This window comes from Ruminococcus sp. NATIVEDY161 (assembly GCF_045819895.1).
Lineage (GTDB): Bacteria > Bacillota > Clostridia > Oscillospirales > Acutalibacteraceae > Ruminococcoides.
Genome location: NZ_CP162392.1, coordinates 18559 through 36893, shown reverse-complemented (window position 1 = coordinate 36893; position 18335 = coordinate 18559). Strand labels below are relative to the sequence as shown.

At 48.0% G+C, this 18335-nt stretch carries 15 protein-coding genes; 4 read left to right on the top strand and 11 right to left on the bottom strand.

All coding sequences use genetic code 11. The features are described from left to right. Positions 1–12: 12 nt before the first annotated feature. Complete coding sequence (locus AB1I50_RS00165; RefSeq protein ID WP_407724208.1) at positions 13–1818, bottom strand: ribonuclease J; 1806 nt, start codon at positions 1816–1818, stop codon at positions 13–15. Between the two features lie 270 nt (positions 1819–2088). On the opposite strand from AB1I50_RS00165, the gene rnhA reads away from it, so the two are divergent. Beyond that, positions 2089–2526 (top strand): ribonuclease HI, encoded by a 438-nt coding sequence (gene rnhA / locus AB1I50_RS00160; RefSeq protein WP_407724207.1) that lies wholly within the window; start codon positions 2089–2091, stop codon positions 2524–2526. Positions 2527–2634: 108 nt separating this feature from the next. Here rnhA and nrdR read toward each other — a convergent pair whose 3' ends face one another. The 7 genes from nrdR to AB1I50_RS00125 all read right to left on the bottom strand — a co-directional run bounded on the left by nrdR (position 2635) and on the right by AB1I50_RS00125 (position 10965). Beyond that, positions 2635–3093: a transcriptional regulator NrdR gene (nrdR, locus tag AB1I50_RS00155; RefSeq protein ID WP_407724206.1), complete on the bottom strand. Its 459-nt coding sequence runs from the start codon at positions 3091–3093 to the stop codon at positions 2635–2637. Between the two features lie 120 nt (positions 3094–3213). Then, positions 3214–4563, bottom strand: a complete 1350-nt coding sequence (locus AB1I50_RS00150) for a D-alanyl-D-alanine carboxypeptidase family protein (protein ID WP_407724205.1) — start codon at positions 4561–4563, stop codon at positions 3214–3216. A gap of 14 nt (positions 4564–4577) precedes the next feature. After that, the gene (recG, locus tag AB1I50_RS00145; RefSeq protein ID WP_407724204.1) at positions 4578–6620 is read right to left on the bottom strand and encodes an ATP-dependent DNA helicase RecG; all 2043 of its coding nucleotides are present in this window, start codon (positions 6618–6620) and stop codon (positions 4578–4580) included. 169 nt (positions 6621–6789) lie between these two features. After that, entirely contained in the window at positions 6790–8463 is a 1674-nt protein-coding gene (locus AB1I50_RS00140) for a DAK2 domain-containing protein (protein WP_407724203.1), read from the bottom strand. A 116-nt stretch (positions 8464–8579) separates the two neighbouring features. After that, positions 8580–9353, bottom strand: a complete 774-nt coding sequence (locus AB1I50_RS00135) for a TIGR00282 family metallophosphoesterase (protein WP_407724202.1) — start codon at positions 9351–9353, stop codon at positions 8580–8582. 167 nt (positions 9354–9520) lie between these two features. Beyond that, positions 9521–10702, bottom strand: a complete 1182-nt coding sequence (locus tag AB1I50_RS00130; RefSeq protein ID WP_407724201.1) for a sporulation protein YqfD — start codon at positions 10700–10702, stop codon at positions 9521–9523. A gap of 8 nt (positions 10703–10710) precedes the next feature. Continuing rightward, positions 10711–10965 carry a YabP/YqfC family sporulation protein gene (locus tag AB1I50_RS00125; RefSeq protein WP_407724200.1) on the bottom strand — a complete coding sequence of 85 codons (255 nt, stop codon included), beginning with the start codon at positions 10963–10965 and terminating at the stop codon, positions 10711–10713. Between the two features lie 70 nt (positions 10966–11035). Between AB1I50_RS00125 and AB1I50_RS00120 the strand changes: the two genes are divergently transcribed. Genes AB1I50_RS00120 through AB1I50_RS00110 form a run of 3 tightly spaced genes read left to right on the top strand, consistent with a single transcriptional unit; the run spans position 11036 to position 14491 of the window. Beyond that, positions 11036–12100 carry a hypothetical protein gene (locus AB1I50_RS00120; RefSeq protein ID WP_407724199.1) on the top strand — a complete coding sequence of 355 codons (1065 nt, stop codon included), beginning with the start codon at positions 11036–11038 and terminating at the stop codon, positions 12098–12100. Positions 12101–12104: 4 nt separating this feature from the next. Continuing rightward, on the top strand, positions 12105–13937 hold the full coding sequence (gene asnB / locus AB1I50_RS00115) for an asparagine synthase (glutamine-hydrolyzing) (RefSeq protein ID WP_407724198.1): 1833 nt from the start codon (positions 12105–12107) through the stop codon (positions 13935–13937). Positions 13938–13993: 56 nt separating this feature from the next. Further along, positions 13994–14491 (top strand): phosphatase PAP2 family protein, encoded by a 498-nt coding sequence (locus AB1I50_RS00110; protein WP_407724197.1) that lies wholly within the window; start codon positions 13994–13996, stop codon positions 14489–14491. A gap of 72 nt (positions 14492–14563) precedes the next feature. On the opposite strand, the gene mscL is transcribed toward AB1I50_RS00110, so the two are convergent. The 3 genes from mscL to AB1I50_RS00095 form a co-directional block, all read right to left on the bottom strand. Beyond that, the gene (mscL, locus tag AB1I50_RS00105; protein WP_407724196.1) at positions 14564–14992 is read right to left on the bottom strand and encodes a large conductance mechanosensitive channel protein MscL; all 429 of its coding nucleotides are present in this window, start codon (positions 14990–14992) and stop codon (positions 14564–14566) included. A 105-nt stretch (positions 14993–15097) separates the two neighbouring features. Next, a complete protein-coding gene (tyrS, locus tag AB1I50_RS00100; RefSeq protein ID WP_407724195.1) occupies positions 15098–16324 on the bottom strand; it encodes a tyrosine--tRNA ligase in 1227 nt (408 codons plus the stop codon). Between the two features lie 104 nt (positions 16325–16428). After that, positions 16429–18312: a YgiQ family radical SAM protein gene (locus AB1I50_RS00095; RefSeq protein WP_407724194.1), complete on the bottom strand. Its 1884-nt coding sequence runs from the start codon at positions 18310–18312 to the stop codon at positions 16429–16431. Between the last annotated feature and the right edge of the window lie 23 nt (positions 18313–18335).

Genomic DNA, 18335 nt, shown 5'->3' with positions numbered 1-18335 from the left:
CTTATTTGCTGATTATACCTCCTGGAGAATCGGGAGAATCATAGGAGCGCGTCGTGTTCTCTGCGCAATCAGCTTGGAAATTTCGTCTTTAATTCTGTTTTTAATTATACCCCACTCGTGGATATTCTTCTCGGCGCAATCCTCGAGAATATCAAGCGCGAGCTTTTTGACTTCGTCAAGCAGTCCCTCGCTCTCGCGCACATAAACAAATCCGCGTGATACGATGTCCGGTCCGCTGATAACGTGGCCGTCGTAAACGTCGAGAGAGGCTACTATGATAATCAGTCCGTCCTGTCCCAAATGCTTACGGTCGCGCAGAACGATGCTTCCGACGTCGCCTACGCCGAGACCATCGACAAATACCTTGCCCGCGGGTACTGACGGCGCTTCCTTCATATATTTTTCGTTTACCTCAACGGTTGTGCCGACATCGGGAATAAAGATATTTTTCTTGTCCATTCCAAGGAACTCGGCAAGCTCCGCGTGCTTGCGAAGGTGCTTTTGCTCGCCGTGCACGGGGATAAAGTACTTAGGTCTGACGAGCCTGTGGATGATTTTAAGCTCCTCCTGACAGGCGTGGCCTGATACGTGGACGTCGTACATACTCTCGTAAATTACCTTACATCCACGCTTTAAGAGCTCATCTACTACGTTGCCGACGGTCTTTTCGTTGCCGGGAATCGGATTTGCCGAGATGATGATGAAGTCGCCCTCGCCCACCATTACCTTGCGGTGGTCGGAGTACGCCATACGCGACAGCGCGCTCATCGGTTCGCCCTGACTGCCGGTTGTAACGAGCACAATCTGATTAGCCGGGTATTTGTCGAGCATATCAATGTCAATGAGGTTATTCTTGGGTACGGTCAGATAGCCGAGCTTTTGCGCAACGTCCATATAGTTGACCATACTTCTGCCCGAGAACGCGACTTTTCTGCCGTATTTGTCGGCGCAGTTGATAATCTGCTGAACCCTGTTGACGTTTGAAGCGAAGGTCGCAATGATTATTCTGTAGTTTTCAGCCTTTTTGAAAAGGTTGTCAAGGCTTTCGGAAACGAGCATTTCGGTCGGCGTATAGCCGGGGCGTTCGGCGTTTGTACTCTCTGCAAGGAGCGCCAAAACTCCGTCGTCGCCAACGCGCGCGAAGCTTGAAAGGTCAATCATATCGCCTGAAATCGGCGTACAGTCGATTTTGAAGTCGCCTGTGTGGACGATGGTTCCGCCCGGGGTTTCGATTGCAAACGCAACCGAGTCGGGAATTGAGTGATTGACGTGGATAAATTTAATTTTCATACAACCGAGCCTGATTGTCTCGCCTGCGTTAACCTCGTTGAGCCTTGTTTTGTTAAAGAGGCTGTGCTCTCTGAGCTTATTGCCGAGAAGTCCGAGGGTTAAGGGTGTGCCGTAAATGGGAACGTCTACCCTTGAGAGAAGGAACGGCAGTCCGCCGATGTGGTCCTCGTGTCCGTGGGTGAGGACTATTCCCTTTACCTTGTCTACGTTTTGCTCAATATAGGTAAAATCAGGGATTACAAGGTCTACGCCGAGCATATCGCCGTCGGGAAACGCCATTCCGCAGTCGACGATGATGATGTCGTTTTCGCACTCGATTAGGGTGATGTTCTTTCCAATCTCATTAAGTCCGCCCAAAAACGAGATTTTTACCGAGGGTTTATTGACCTGCTTAGGCTGGCTCGGTTTGCCCTTTTTACGGGTGATTTTATTATAACTCTGCCTTGTGTTGTCCGATCTTGATTTTACGTTTTTTGAGTTCCGATTTTGCTTTAGCTTAAAATTCTTGTTTTTTCCGGTTGAACTCACAAAATTACCTCCGTATTTCTATATATTTTCCGTTCATTTATTTTAATCCCAAGACGAGGGATTTATATATAATTTTAATAAATGGGTAGAATACCCCAAGCATACATATTCATTTTATTTTAACTTAAAACAAGCCTCAATGTCAATATGATAAAAGAATTATAAATGTCTATCTTAAAAAATTTTTGGGAAATTCAGGAAATACTATTGTTATTATCCCCCATTTGTGGCAAAATATAGGTTAGACAATGAGAAAAAGGAGTTTCGGTTTTGAAAAGAGTACAAATATTTACCGACGGCGCTTGCAGCGGAAATCCCGGTCCGGGTGGCTGGGGCACGATTTTGAGATATAACGGAGTTGAAAAGGAGCTTTCGGGCGGAGAAAAAGTTACGACCAACAACCGTATGGAGCTTACCGCGGTTATCAAAGGTCTTGAGGCGCTTAAAGAGCCGTGCGAGGTTGAGCTTTACAGCGATTCGCAGTATGTTTGCAACGCGCTTAAGCTGGGCTGGGCTAAAAAATGGCAGGCTAACGGCTGGATGCGCAATAAAAAAGAGCCTGCGCTTAACCCTGAATTATGGGAAAAGCTGCTAAAGCTGTGCGAGATTCACACGCTCGAAATTAACTGGGTTAAAGGTCACGCCGGACATCCCGAAAACGAAAGGTGCGACAGACTGGCTGTTGCCGAGGCAAAGAAATATGCATAGTATATAAAAACTGCCGTTTGCGAGGTGCAGACGGCAGTTTTGTTTTAAAAGCGTAAACGCCGCAGAAAACTGCGGCGTTCTGTATAGGATGACTGTTTAATAAAAATGTTATTTTTTCTCTGTAAGGAGCTTGTTGAGCTCTTCCATAAAGGTGTTAATATCTTTAAACTGGCGGTAAACCGAGGCAAAACGGACGTAGGAAACCTCGTCAACCTTTTTTATTTCCTCCATAGCCAGCTCGCCGATTTGCATTGTGGTAATCTCACGGTCAAGGCTGCTTTGAATTTTGGCCTCGATATTATCTACCATTTCCTCAATCTGAGTTAGAGAAACAGGGCGTTTTTCGCAGGCTCTGAGAATACCTGCGGTCAGCTTGTTGCGGTCGAAAACCTCGCGCGATTTGTCGCGCTTAACAACAATGATGGGCACGGTTTCGATAACCTCGTGAGTTGTAAAACGCTTGCCGCAGTTAAGACATTCTCTGCGGCGGCGGATTCTCTCTCCGTCGTCTGCGGAGCGTGAATCTATAACCTTGCTTTCCTCATAGCTGCAATACGGACACTTCATAAACAACACCTCTATTATTCCTTAAAACAATTATAACACATATATAAAGAAAAATACAACAACATTTTATTTACAATATGGTTACAATATATGCGCGGTTTTGCGCAAAAACAAAGGGAATCAGAGATTGCGGTAGCGCTTAACCCTGCGGTTTTTCTTTTTGCGGGCGCGGTGTACCCTTGACGAGATGAAGTAAATAATCAGAAGGATGACGATAATTCCGATGATAACGAGAAACCAATAGGATTTGAATATCGTACCTGCGACATCGAGCACCTCCAGAATCCCACTCTTATCAATTTGTTCAATCGGAACAAGGTTTACCGTTGCGATGAGCTGTTTTTCCTTGCCCTCCTCAACGTAATATACGGACGCAGTACCGACGGGCTTGTCGGTGTAGAGAGGAGCCCTTGCTTCCTCGGGTGTGTCGGTTTCGACAACAATATTGCTCGGCTTATAGCCCTTGGGAACGATAGCGTTTAGGTTCTTTTCGGGAACGAGCGATACCGAGTCTCTTCCCCACGCAAGCTTTACCTTTTGCTCGCATACAGGGGTTTGAGCGCTTTTAATCGTCTGCATTTCGAGGTCTACAAGCGCCCAGCGGAACAAATCGGCGGCGTCGGTGAAGGTGTAATACTCCTCCATCTCCCCCTCCTTATACGGAGCACCAAGAAGAACCGCAATATATGAATGGCCGTCGGCTGACGCGGTTGTTACAAGGCATCTGCCGGCTTCGTCGGTTGTACCTGTCTTGATACCTTTGGCGTAGGTGTAATAATACTCTCCGCCGCGAGCCTCGTCAATGAGGTAGTTTGTGGTTACAAGCGGAGAATCATCACCCTCGCAGGTGTACTCGGTGGCATTTGAAATCTGCTCAAAATAAGGCAGTGTGAGCGCGTATTTTGAAATTTTGTACAAATCGCGCGCGGTGGTGTAGTGGTCGGGATCGTGCAGACCGTCGGGGTTCTTAAAGTGAGTATTCTCGCAGCCGAGCTCCGCCGCCTTGTCGTTCATCATCTGAACGAATTTATCAACGTCGCCTCCGCCGACATAATCGGCAAGGGTTAGCGCGGCGTCGTTACCCGAGGGTACCATCATACTGTAGAGCAGGTCGATTACCTTAACCTTATCGCCAACGTGCTCACCGAGGTTTGCCATTGAGCTGCCGGTGTTGCGGAGCTGGTCGATAATGCTCTTTTTAATCTCTACCCTTGTGTTTTCAAAGTTGGGGATATTCTCTACCGCGACAATATAGGTCATAATCTTTGTGGTGGACGCAGGATAGCGCTTGGAATCGGGATCTTTTTCAAAAACTGTCTGACCTGAATCCATACTTACAATCAGGACTGACTTGGATTTTACATCGACGTTGTTTGAAAAAGAAATCGCGCCTGCTCCGAGGGTTGACGACAGCAGGATTACGCACAGCGCCATCATGGCTGAAATCAGCTTTACAACTGTTCTTTTCATACTTTTTCTCCCTTCTAATTCAGCGTGTTTTTTCCGCCGCGGTCAAACAGGCGGTTAATCTCCGCATTGAGCAGCTTGAGCTCGTCACAGCGGAGGTCTTTGTATGTAAACAAAATATAATCGACAATTTTTTGAGAGAGCTCAAGGCTCTTTGTATCGGCAAAATCGGCAATTGCGAGCTGCGGAAGTCCGTGCTGTCTGCTGCCGAAAAAGTCGCCCGGACCGCGCATACGCAAGTCCTCGTCGGCAATTTTGAAGCCGTCGTTGGTCGAGCACATAACCTCAAGCCTTTGCTTTGTCTGCTCGTTATGGTGGTCGCTTATCAGCACACAATAGGACTGTGTGCTTCCCCTTCCGACACGTCCCCTGAGCTGGTGAAGCTGGGAAAGTCCGAAGCGCTCGGCGTTTTCTATAACCATAACCGAGGCGTTGGGCACGTCTACGCCGACTTCGATTACCGTTGTGGCAACGAGGAGCTTTAGCTCTCCCGAGGCAAATTTGCTCATTACTGCCTCTTTTTCGTCGGACTTCATCTGTCCGTGGACTACGCCCACGGGAATATCGGAAAACTGCTTAAGCATAAGCTCAGCCGCGTATTCCTCAGCTGAAACGACGTCGTCAAGCTCGCCTTCCTCTACCAGAGGACAGACGATGTACGCCTGTCTGCCTGCGGCAATTTCCTTTTTTATAAAGCCGAAAACGCGCTGTCTTTGACTTGTGTTAAAGAGCACGGTTTTGACGGGCTTACGCGACGGCGGCAGCTCGTCGATAATAGAAATATCGAGGTCACCGAAGATTATAAGCCCCAAGGTTCGCGGAATCGGCGTTGCGCTCATTACGAGCAGGTGGGGATTTTTGCCCTTTGACAGCAGCTTTGCGCGCTGTGCTACGCCGAAACGGTGCTGTTCATCGGTCACGGCTACGCCGAGGTTGTTAAACTCGGTTTTGTCGGTGATCAGCGCGTGAGTGCCGATTATCAGGTCGATTTCTCCGCTTTGAAGCTCTGCCCTGACGCGCTTTTTTTCGCTTTCCTTAAGCGCGCCTGTCAAAAGCTCGACCTTGATGCCTGTATCCTGCAAAAGCTTTTTAAAGGTTTCAAAATGCTGTCTTGCCAAAATTTCGGTAGGCGCCATAAACGCCGCCTGAAAGCCGTTTTTGATGACGGTATAGCAGACCGAGGCAGCTACGGCGGTTTTACCGGAGCCTACGTCGCCCTGAACAAGGCGGTTCATCGGCGCGGATTTTTCCTTAATATCATCAACGCAGTCGGCTATTGCTCGTTTTTGCGCGTTTGTGAGTGTAAACGGCAGGTGATCTTCGAATTCTTCCGAATAGTCATTCTCGATTTTTACTGAGCTTACTCCCCTGCTGTGGTTGCGCAGGTTTTTCATTCCGAGGTTTAAAACCACAAGCTCCTCGGTGACAAGGCGCTTTCGAGAGTTTTCGAGCTCCTCAGAATTTTTCGGAAAGTGAATTCCGTTTAGCGCTTCTCTTAGTCCCCAGAGATTAAAAGCCTTGCGCACCTGTTCAGGAATTGGATCGTTCACAACGGGCGGCAACAGCTTTAACGACTGTCTGACAGCGTTTGCGATTGTTTTGCCGTTAAGCCCTGCGGTTTGGCGGTAAATCGGGTGAATTCCTGCCTCGCCTATCTGTGAAAAGGTCGGTGAAGTCATCTGTACGCCGTAATCGTTGAACTCTATTTTTCCGTAAAAGAAATATTCTATTCCGTAGGTCAGCATTGAGCTGATGTATCTGTTATTGAAAAAGATTAATTGCAGAGAGCCCGTGTCGTCGTAAACCGCGCCCTTGGAGATTATCATTCCGCCTGAGACACGGCGGTCGGATATGGGCGCGGCTAGGATTGCCTTTACACAGTAAACGCCGCTTTGGGAGATATCCGCAATTTTAGTAACGTTGCTCCAGTCCTCATAGGCTCGCGGATAAAAGGTGATTAGCTCACCTACCGAGTTTACGCCGAGCTTGTTAAACTGCTCAACGCGCTTCGGCCCGATGCCTGACAATGAGGATAGGGGCATTTTATATAGTGAAGCCATAATTCTTTCTAAAAAACAAGCGGTCAGCGAAGGTTGCTAACCGCAATTGAATTTATATATTTACTTTTAATTGGTACGTTCCTGTTGCAGTGCCCAGACCCGCCGTTACAGACACTTTGACGTTAAGTTAAACCTTGCAAAAGGCGGATTGGATGCAACGTCACGTTGCTTATTCTACGCTGAGAATGAAGTAGTAAACAGGCTGGTCGCCCTTTACGAGCGAGATGTCGGTGCGTGTGCCGAACCTGTCCTGAAGCTCCTCGTAAGCCTTCTGTGCATCTTCCTCGGTTGTGTCCTCACCGTAAATCAGAGTAATAAACGAGGTGTCGCGTGTTACCATGCTCTTTGCAAGCTTAACAACAGCCTTGACAGCGCTCTTTTCTGTAATGGTGAGCTTGCCGTTTTTTAGCGCGATGATGTCGCCCTCTTTAATCTTTTTACCGTCGAACTCGCTGTTGCGTGCCGCGAAGGTTACAAGACCTGTGCCCACGCCGTGAGCCGCGTCCATCATAAGCTGCGCGTTGCTCTCGGGCGAGATTTCGGGATCGAAGTTGAGCATTGCAGTCATACCCTGCGGAAGCGTCCTTGTGGGAACGATAACAACGGTTCTGTCGGTAACGAGCGGAACGGTCTGCTCAGCCGCGAGGATAATATTTTTGTTATTGGGAAGCACAAATACGGTCTTTGCCGGAGTTGCGTTAACAGCCGCCAAGATATCGTCTGTGCTGGGGTTCATACTCTGACCGCCGGAAACTACGTTTGTGCAGCCGAGCTCTGTAAAGAGGTCCTTCATACCGTCGCCTGCGGCAACTGCCACAAATCCGAATTCCTCGGTGGGCTCTGCGAATACGAACTCCTCCTTGGGAGCGTCCTTCTTTGACTTTTTCTTGGTGGTCTTTTTGGAGTTTTTCTTTGCGTTCTTGTGCTGCTCCTTCATATTCTCTACCTTTACGGTGAGAAGCTGACCAAACTCAAGTCCCTTTGTAAGCGCGTTGCCCGGGGTTTCGGTGTGCACGTGAACCTTGATGATTTCCTCATCGTTTACAACAACTACGCAGTCACCGATTTCCTTTAAGAAGTCGCGGAGCTCCTCGGGATCGGTTTCAATCTCGGGATCTCTGCCGACGATGAACTCTGTGCAGTAAGTAAATTCGATATCGTCGTCAAACTCAGCCGCGGCGCTTTCGAAGGTTTCGATTGTGGGCTCGTTTGTATCTTCAACGTACTCTACCATTTCGCCGTCCTTGATGTATGAAAGCATACCCTCAAAGATTGAGCAAAGTCCCTTGCCGCCTGCGTCTACAACGCCTGCTCTTTTGAGAACCGGAAGGAGTTCGGGAGTGATTGCGAGAGCTTCGTTTGCCTTTTCAACGATTGTTTCCCATACAAATACGGGGTCGGAGTTTTCTTTTGAAGCCTCAACGCCTGCTTCGTATGCCATACGAGCTACTGTGAGGATTGTACCCTCGGCAGGCTTTGTTACTGCCTTGTACGCAGCGTCTACGCCGATTCCGAGAGCTGCGGCAATATTCTTGCCGTTTACCTCGTCAACGTCCTTTAAGCCCTGTGCAAAGCCTCTGAAAAGAATTGAGGTGATAACGCCAGAGTTGCCGCGTGCTCCTCTGAGCATTGCGGAAGCGGCGGTTTTTGCAACCTCGCCTGCGTTTTCCGCGTCGCAGTCCTCAAGAGCTTTTGCCGCCGCCATAACGGTCATCGACATATTTGTTCCTGTGTCACCGTCGGGAACAGGGAAAATATTGAGGTCGTTAATATGATTTTTCTGAGCGTTGATATTGTGCGCACCAGAAATAATCGCGTTTTTTAGAATCTCTCCGTTTATCATAACTGCACATCCTTCTTGTGTATCTTTGTAAAAGACATAACATCATACACTACTATTATAATAGATTATTGCAAATTTTTCAATAGATAAAGATTAGATAATTGTTAAAATTTTTACTATTCTATCCTGATACTTTCGGCACTTATGCACTTTGCGGAGCTGTCGTCGACCTCAAACACCACTCCTTCGAGCTTGCAGTCGCCCTTTGCAAGGTCAAAACGCGCAGGAAGTCCGGTTTTGAGGCGGTTGATGATTATGTCGGTTTTTACGCCCAAAACCGAGTGGATTGTGCCGGTCATTCCGGCGTCGGTGATGTAGCCCGTGCCGTTCGGAAGAACCGTCGCGTCTGATGTCTGTACGTGGGTATGAGTGCCGAAAAGCGCCGATACTCTGCCGTCGAGGTAATAACCCATCGCGCGTTTTTCACTTGTGGCTTCGGCGTGGAAATCTACAATAATTATCTTTCCTTCGGCAAGCTTTAAGGCTTCGTCGGCGGCTTCAAAAGCGTTTTGAAGTCCGTTTTCGACGTAGATATTGCCCATAAGGTTGACTATGCTGACAACTCGCCTGCCCATATCGAGGTTGATTACGCCGTGGCCGGGAACGCTTTTTGATGAAAAGTTGTACGGCCTTGCAATAAACTCCGAGCTGTCAAGAAGGTCGTAGACCTCCTTGCGCCTGAACGAATGGTTACCGAGCGTTATGGCGTCCACTCCGCTGTCAAACAGGTGCTGTGCGGAAACAGGGGTTATTCCGTTTCCGTCGGCGGAATTTTCTCCGTTGCAAATCACTAAATCTATAGAGTTGAAGCGCTTGAAGGCAGGCAGGTTATTGCGCAGAAATTCGCAGCCAACCGAACCTACTACGTCGCCAATACATAAAATCCTCATACTCTCACCTCGAAAGATTAATAAAGATTATTTAAATTTTATTATAACATAATCCAAACGGGATTATGTTATAATCAGCCATCGCCCTTGCCGCCTTTGCGGCAAATCGGGCGGGCAATATAAATTCAGTATAATAACCGAATTTATACGGTTATTATATCATAAAATCAGTGCTCTGTCACGTCAAATTCTACGCTTTGGGCGATATTTCGGTTTAAGGTGTAATCGCAGGTAAAGTTAAAGGATGTTTCATCCTCGGTGAGGGTGATTTCTCTGCTCTTGACCGAGGCTGAGGGGTTTTCGAACACTTCATACAGAAGCAATGTTTTTTCAAAGGCCTGCTGTGCTTTTTCGCTGTTTTCTTTTACTGAGATATTGCGAAGCTCATAACTTGTTTGAGTGGTTATTCCGAGGGGTAAGGCGTTGCCGTTTACCGAAAGATTAACACGGTTCTGAGAGCTTACAGACTGGGGGTATGCTGTAAAATTCAGGCTTGCGGGAATGCTGAGCCAAAGGAAATTCAGTTTGTTTCTATTAGTTTTATTTTCGTTTACAGAATAATAATCGTATTCCTTGGGTATTTTTAATTCGAATTTAGAATTAACATCTGCGTACACCTCAGCCTCTGCCCTGACAAAACGGATTGCGTCCTGTCCCGTCGGCAGAACTCCGCTTACAAGCAAGTCGCCCTGCTTTACTCCGCTCCCCTCCTCCACCGCACTGAAGCCGTTTTCAGCGATGATTTTTGTAATTACGCCGTCGCAGTCAGCCTTGATGTTGCACGGAAACTGACTTTTCGGCTCGTCAGATTTTTTTGCCTTTTCCCTGACGTCGGCGGTGGACTTACAGCCGAGGTTGTTGATACTCACCCACGACAGCTCGTCAATGTCCATTTGCACGGCGCGCTGGGAGTCGAGCACGTCGATTGTCCACTTGAAAGCGCCGGGATATACGCCGTTATCAGCGAGGGCTTCGCGAATTCGGTTGTCGCTGACGGTTTTTGCACCTGTGATATCCACCGTCCAGATAAACTGCGACAATACGACAAGCAAAACCGCGCCGAGTAGTGCGCCGATTGGCAGTCCGAGCCGCGAGGAGTGTCTTTTTACAAAAAACGGAACGCCGCGCTTGCTCGTGATTTTGAGTTTTAAGCCTGCGCGTTGGGCGATATGACGGGCACGTTTGTAATCCGCAGCCGCCATAGTTGCGGTGATTTTGCCCTTTGAGGGGTACGCATCCCATAGATTAAGCTTGTTTACCGCAGCGGCATTTAAAAATCTTTCGGGGAATTTGCCGCTCGCGGTGAAGGTGACATATCCCTTTGCAAATCTGAAAAATTTTAACAGCATAGCGCACCTCAGCTTATGAATTCGACTTTATTGACGTAGCCGAACACCTCTACTGACGAGGCTGTTATGCACCGAACGCTGAGCCCTCTGCCGTAAAAAGAGATTATCGGGCCTGTGGTGTTGATTTTTATGTTTTCGGGCTCATAGAGCAGGATTCCCGTTGAGCCTTCCACGCAAATTTGGCGGTTTCCTGTCATTTCTATAAGCGGTTGAAATCCTGCGTCGAGCATTGGCGGACGGGGATTTTTTTGTTGGTTTTTCAAATTTTTCACCTCATACAGATTGTTCAATTATATTTATGCAGGTAAGCGCATATATATTATCGGTGATAAAATGTATCTTAAAAACGCTTTGGACAGAGGCGGAGGAATTTTTAAGGCGATTTTGATTGTTTCCGCCGCCGCGGCGCTTACGTTGTCGTCACAGAGCTGTAAGGAAGGCACGCTTAACGGAATTGAGATGTGTTTGAGGGTGCTTATCCCTTCCTTGTTTCCGTTTATGGCGCTGTCGGCTTTGACAGTGAAGCTCGGGATTTGCGATTTATTAGGCAGACGGCTCGGGGGAATTACAAGGAAAATCTTCGGGGTGAGCGGAACGCTTGCGCCTGTGATTTTGCTCAGCCTTATCGGAGGGTATCCTGTAGGCGCGAAAGGGATTGCGGAGCTGAAAAGCTCAGGCGCGATCAGTGAAGATGAAGCAAAAAGAGCTTCGCTGTTTGCGGTCTGCGCCGGTCCGGGATTTTTGATTAATTACGTCGGCAGTACGCTTTACGGCAACGCGCATATCGGGATGATTATCCTGCTTGCTCAGGTGATTTCGGTAATTATAATAGGTGTGTTTTTAAGGCTGTTTTGCGGTGAGGTTAAACAGTTTAGTTCTAATAGAGAATTATACATTAAATCTATGCCGCTATCAAACGCGCTTGTTGAGAGCACATATTCCGCGGCTGAGGGTATGGGTAAAATCTGCGCTTTAGTGCTGATTTTTTCCGCGGCGACGGGGATTTTGAACGGTATTCTTCCGGGTAACTTGCTGAAAATCTGGATAATCTTGTCCGAGGTATGCTCGGCTGTGAAGCTTACGGCAGGAGAATATCCGCTTTGGGTGACGGCGTTTGCGGTGGGCTTTGGCGGAATTTGCGTGCATTTTCAGATTTTTTCCGCGTTGGACGGAATAAAGATTAATAAGATATTATTTTTCTTTATCAGAATTATTCAAGGGGTTATAACCGCTCTGCTGACTTGGATTTTCAGCTTTGTTTTTATTGCGGAAACCGAGGTTTTTTCGAGCGGTGAGGTGCAAAACAGCGCGCTTTTCGGCGGAAGTATAATCTCCGCCGTAGTGCTGACCGCGGTTATGTTTTGTTTTATCTTTTCCATTAAGAATATCAGGAGGTAATTTTATGTGCGGAATTGCGGGATGGATTGAAAAGGATTCAAATATGGCTATGAGGACGACGGCGCTGAACGCTATGTCGCAGACGCTTGAACGCCGAGGTCCCGATGAAAACGGACTTTACATCAACGGCGACACGGCGCTGATTCACCGCAGGCTGGCGGTTATCGACATTGAAAACGGCAAACAGCCTATGGCAGCAGGTGTTGACGGCGTTACATATGTGATTGTGTACAATGGCGAGATTTACAACGCTCCCGATTTGCGTGAGGAGCTGAGGGCTGACGGCTTTCATTTTCGAGGTCACAGCGACACCGAGGTTGTGCTGAAAACTTACATCAAGTACGGCGACAAATGTCCTGAAAAGCTCAACGGAATTTTTGCCTTTGCGGTGTTCCGCTCCGACGACAGGAGTGTATTTTTATGCCGTGATAAAATCGGCGTTAAGCCGCTGTTTTACAGCGAATATAACGGCGGCTTGGTGTTCGGCTCTGAGATTAAGGCTCTGCTGAAAAGCGGCGTTGTTAAGCCGCAGATTGACGAGCAGGGACTTAATGAGATTTTCTTTTTAGGACCCGCGAGAACTCCTTCATACGGCGTGTTCAAGGGGGTTTTTGAGCTTAACCCCGGCGAATGTGCCGTTTACAAAAACAACAGGCTTACGCGCAAAACGTACTTTAGCATTGAAGCGAAGGAGCATACCGACAATGAAAAGCAGACGATTGAGAAAACGCGGTACTTGCTGACCGACGCGATACAGCGCCAGCTTGTCAGCGACGTTCCGCTGTGTATGTTTTTGTCGGGCGGACTTGACAGCAGTATCATCGTAAAGACCGCCTCGATGTACCAAAAGGAGCACAAGCTCGGCAAGGTTCACACCTACTCGGTTGAGTACCGCGACAATCAAAAGTATTTTGAAAAGAGCCTGTTTCAGCCCACGCGCGACTATGAGTACATCAAGATGATGGTTAAAAACGCCGACACCAAGCACAACGAGGTTATTCTTGATAACGAGCTGCTCGCCGACGCGCTTTACGACAGCGTTGAAGCGCGTGATTTGCCGGGTTATGTTGATGTTGACTCCTCCCTGCTGTTGTTTTGCAGGGAGATTAAAAAGGACTACACCGTTGCGCTTTCAGGCGAATGTGCCGACGAGCTTTTCGGCGGATATCCGTGGTATCACAACCGCGATATTCTGTTTGAGGACTGTTTTCCGTGGTCGCGAAGTCAGGATATAAGGCGTTTTATCCTTAAGGACGGCGTGCTGAAAAACGGCGAGGAATATGTGCGTCAGCGTTACCTTGACACCATTAACTCAGCGCCTAAGCTGAAAAGCGACAGCAACACCGACAGGCGTATGCGCGAGATGTTCTACCTGAATTTTTACTGGTTTATGCAGTGCCTGCTTGAGCGCAAGGACAGGTGCTCGATGTACAGCGGTCTTGAGGTTCGCGTGCCGTTTTGCGACTACCGCCTTGCCGAGTATGCATACAATATGCCGTGGGAATTAAAGGCGTACAACGGACGTGAAAAGGGCATTGTGCGCAAGGCGTTTGAGGATGTTCTGCCGAAGGAGATTACGTGGCGCAAAAAGAGCCCTTACCCAAAAACGCACAACCCTGTTTACTTTAATAAATGTGCCGAGAGGGTTAATATTATTCTGAAAAAGAAAAATACTCTCACCGAACTCCTTGACAAGAAGGCGGTAAAGAGCATTATTGAAAATCCCGACAGCATTAAAGAGCCGTGGTACGGTCAGCTTATGAAGGCTCCGCAGATTTTGGCGTATATTATTGAGCTTGACTACTGGTTTAAAAAATACAAGGTTGAAATAGTTTGATGTGTGTGGTAGAATATAGTATCTGATATTTTGTAGTTGCGCAATGAGGAATTGTGATGAACAGGAAGTTATATGAGAAAACCGTGAGGTTTTTTAAGGAAAATAAAATAGCTCACGCTGTTCTGGTTTTTACCTATAAAATACTGCCGAACATCGTTTTTGTCGCCTACCCGATAATGCTTGTGGTTGAGTTCTTTATTTTGGGCTTTTGCTGGGAATGGTTTAAGCTGGTGCTTATTCCGCTTTTTACGCTGATTGTCGCGACGATGATGAGGCTTGTTATCAACGAACAGCGTCCGTATGAGAAATACGGAATTGAGTCGGTTTTCGGCAAAAAAACCGAGGGCAACAGTATGCCGAGCCGCCACACCGTCAGCGCGGTTGTTATCGCCATGACATTTTTGTATGTCAATGTGCCGATTGGCATTATTATGCTTGTCGCGGCGTTTTTGATTATTTTATCAAGGGTTCAGGCAGGCGCGCATTATATGAGAGATGTTATTGTCGGCTTGATTATCGGGCTCGGCGCGGGGCAGTTGCTTTGGGTGATATAACAATTTAAAACTAAAAGCCTGTTACAGAGCAGAACGCTTGTAACAGGCTTGATTTTTATGTATGAAACCGAATTATTCCTTGAGGTCGCTTGTGCAGTGCGGGCACTTTGTAGCGTTGATGTCGATTTCTGTGCAGCAGTAGGGGCACTTCTTTGTTGTAGCCTCTTCCTCTGCTTCCTCTTCCTTCTTCTTGAGGTTGCGGAGCTTGTTGATACCCTTAACCATCAGGAAGATGATGAGTGCCATGATAAGGAAGTTGAGAACTGCGGCGATGAAGTTACCGAATGCGATGGGGCCAACGTTGAGAACCGCTGTCATCTCTTCGATTGTCTTAGCGCCTGTAATTTTGCTGATGATGAGCTGGATGCAGGGCATAATAACGTCGTCGCAAAGCGATTTTACGATTGCGCCGAAAGCAGCGCCGATGATAACGCCGACTGCGAGATCCATTACATTGCCCTGACTGATGAATTCTTTGAATTCAGCCATAAACTTTTTCATTGTTAATTCCCTCTTTCTCTTTTTTATAAATTTTTAAGCAGTTGCCTGCCAAGGTTTGAAAAACATTTTGTAGGGGCGTGCAATGGTCGCCCCTACAATTAATCATCATTTAAGTATAGCCTTACGGAATACCTTTTTGCCCTTTTTGATTACCGCGAAGCCATCGGCGAAGTCTGCCGGGGTAAGCTTTTTGTAAACGTCCTTGACCTTTTCGTCGTTAAGAGTGATACCGCCCTGCTCGATTAAGCGTCTGCCCTCTTTCTTTGACGGGATAAGTCCGCACTTTGAGAGCAAATCGAGAATTCCGATTTCGCCGTCGGTGAGGTCGTCGCTTGTCAGCTCGGTTGAAGGCATATTGTCGGTGTTCTGTCCCTTGCCGAAGAGTGCTCTTGCAGCTTCCTGAGCCTTGTCGGCTTCTTCCTTGCCGTGGATAAGCTCTGTAAGTTCGTGAGCCAAAATCTCCTTAGCCTTATTCAGCTCGCTGCCCTGAAGCTTTGCAAGCTCGTCAATCTCGTCGAGAGGCAGGAAGGTGAGCATTTTAAGGCACTTGATAACGTCGGCGTCATCTACGTTTCTCCAGTATTGGTAGAAGTCGTAGGGGCTGGTCTTTTCAGCGTCGAGCCATACCGCGCCCGACTGGGTTTTGCCCATCTTTTTACCCTCGGAATTGAGGAGCAGGTTGATGGTCATAGCGTAAGCGTCCTTGCCGAGCTTACGCCTGATAAGCTCTGTACCGCCGAGCATATTGCTCCACTGGTCGTCGCCGCCGAACTGCATATTACAGCCGTATTTTTGATAGAGAGCGTAGAAGTCGTAGGACTGCATAATCATATAGTTGAACTCGAGGAAGCTAAGTCCCTTTTCCATTCTCTGCTTGTAGCACTCGGCTCTGAGCATATTGTTAACCGAGAAGCATGCGCCTACCTCGCGGAGGAGCTCAACATAATTGAGGTTTAACAGCCAGTCGGCGTTATTAACCATAAGCGCCTTGCCGTCGGAAAAGTCGATAAACTTGCTCATCTGCTTTTTAAAGCATTCGCAGTTGTGCTCGATGTCCTCTTTGGTGAGCATTTTGCGCATATCGGTTCTGCCTGACGGATCACCGATCATACCTGTGCCGCCGCCAACAAGCGCGATAGGCTTATTGCCTGCCAGCTGCAATCTTTTCATAAGGCAGAGAGCCATAAAATGGCCTACGTGCAGCGAATCCGCTGTGGGGTCAAAGCCGATATAGAAAACAGCTTTTCCGCTGTTGACTAATTCTCTGATTTCTTCTTCATCTGTTACCTGCGCGATTAGTCCTCTCGCGACAAGTTCTTCATATACTCCCATGTGATTGTTCCTTTCAAATTACAATAGCGTATTATACGCGCTTGTAATATTATAATATTTTTTGTCGAATAGGTCAAGAGGTTTTATTAATTATCAACTTTCAATTACTTCTTCCTGCTGTACCTTGCGAATTTCTTTTTCTTATTTACGGGCTTTCCGTTGTTCTGCTGCTTTTTATAGCCGCCGTTTGTCTGACCGGACATCGGGGTGACAAGACACTTTTTGCCGCTGCCGATAAGGTCACGCCTGCCGGCTTTTATCAGGGCTTTTATAACCTTTTGCTTGTTCTCGGGGATAAAGTATTGCAGGAGTGCTCTCTGCATTGACTTTTCTTCCTCGGTTTTCGGCACGTATACCTCTTTTAGGGTGTACGGATCAAGCCCTGTGTAGAACATTGCGGTTGAGATTGTACCCGGCGTGGGGTAAAAATCCTGCACCTGCTTTGGGTGGATATTCTGCTCCTTGCAGAAAAGCGCAAGCTCTACCGCGTCTTTCAGTGTTGAGCCCGGGTGCGAGCTCATAAGGTACGGCACAACGTACTGGTCGCGTTTTTCTTTGGAATTGAGCGCGTAGAATTTATCGCAGAATTTTTTATAGACCTCAATATGCGGCTTGCCCATTTTATCAAGCACCGCAGCTGAGCAGTGCTCAGGTGCAACGCGGAGCTGGCCGCTGATGTGGTGGCGTACGAGCTCGGTTAAGAATTCGTCGCTTTCATCCTCCATAAGGTAGTCAAAGCGAATTCCGCTGCGGATAAAGACCTTTTTTATTCCGTCGAGATTTCTCAGTTTTCTGAGCAAATCGAGATATTCCGTATGCGACACCTGCATATTCGGGCAGGGCGTCGGTGCAAGGCACCTTCTGTTTTTGCAGAGACCGAGCTTTTTTTGCTTTTCACAGGACGGAAGGCGGAAATTCGCCGTAGGCCCTCCCACGTCGCTTATATAGCCCTTGAAATTCGGGTTGTCCAAAAAGCTTTTTGCTTCATCAATTACGCTTTGCTCGCTCCTTACGGTGACGGCTCTGCCCTGATGAAACGCAAGTGAACAGAAGTTGCACGCGCCGAAGCAGCCGCGATTGTGGGTGATTGAAAACTCGACCTCTTTTATTCCGGGTACTCCGCCGAGCTTTTCGTAGCACTTTGGATATGTGCGCATATACGGCAGAGAATAGACGTAATCGAGTTGTTTTGTATTGAGCGGCGGCATTGGCGGATTTTGCACGAGAATGTACTTTCCGTGGCGCTGGATAAGAGTTTTTCCGCGTACTGCGTCGGCTTCATCAAGCTCTTTACGGGCGGCTATGGCATAATCGCGTTTACTCTCCCTCACACGGTCAAGGCTCGGCAAATCAACTACGGATTTGGGAACGTAGTCCTCGGTTTTGACCTTGTAGCAAATTCCGCGGATGTCCTGCAGGGCTTCGACTGTGAAGCCGTCGGCAAGGCGTTTGGCGATTTCCATCGTCTGGAGCTCGCCCATTCCGTAGACAAGGATGTCCGCCTTTGTATCGAATAGGATTGACGGCATTACGCTGTTGCTCCAGTAATCGTAGTGAGCAAAACGGCGAAGAGAAGCCTCCAAGCCGCCGATTATAATCGGGCTGTCGGGGTAAAGACGGCGGATTATATTGCAGTAAACCGTCAGAGCGCGGTCGGGGCGTTTGCCGTTTTTGCCGCCTGCGGTGTAAGCGTCGTCGTGCCTTTTGCGCTTGGCTACGGTGTAGTGCGCGACCATACTGTCGATATTACCTGCCGACACCATAAAACCGAGCCGCGGCTTGCCGAACTGAGTAAAGTCGCTGTCGTTTTTTATATTCGGCTGAGCGAGGAACGCGACCTTACAGCCGCAGTCCTCTAAAACTCTGGTGATTATCGCCGCGCCGAAGGAAGGGTGGTCTACGTAGCTGTCGCCGCAGACGTAAACAAAATCAACGCCGTCCCAGCCGCGCTGTTTGACTTCTGCATTATTCATCGGTAAAAACGGCATTGAGTTCACCTGCCTTTATATAA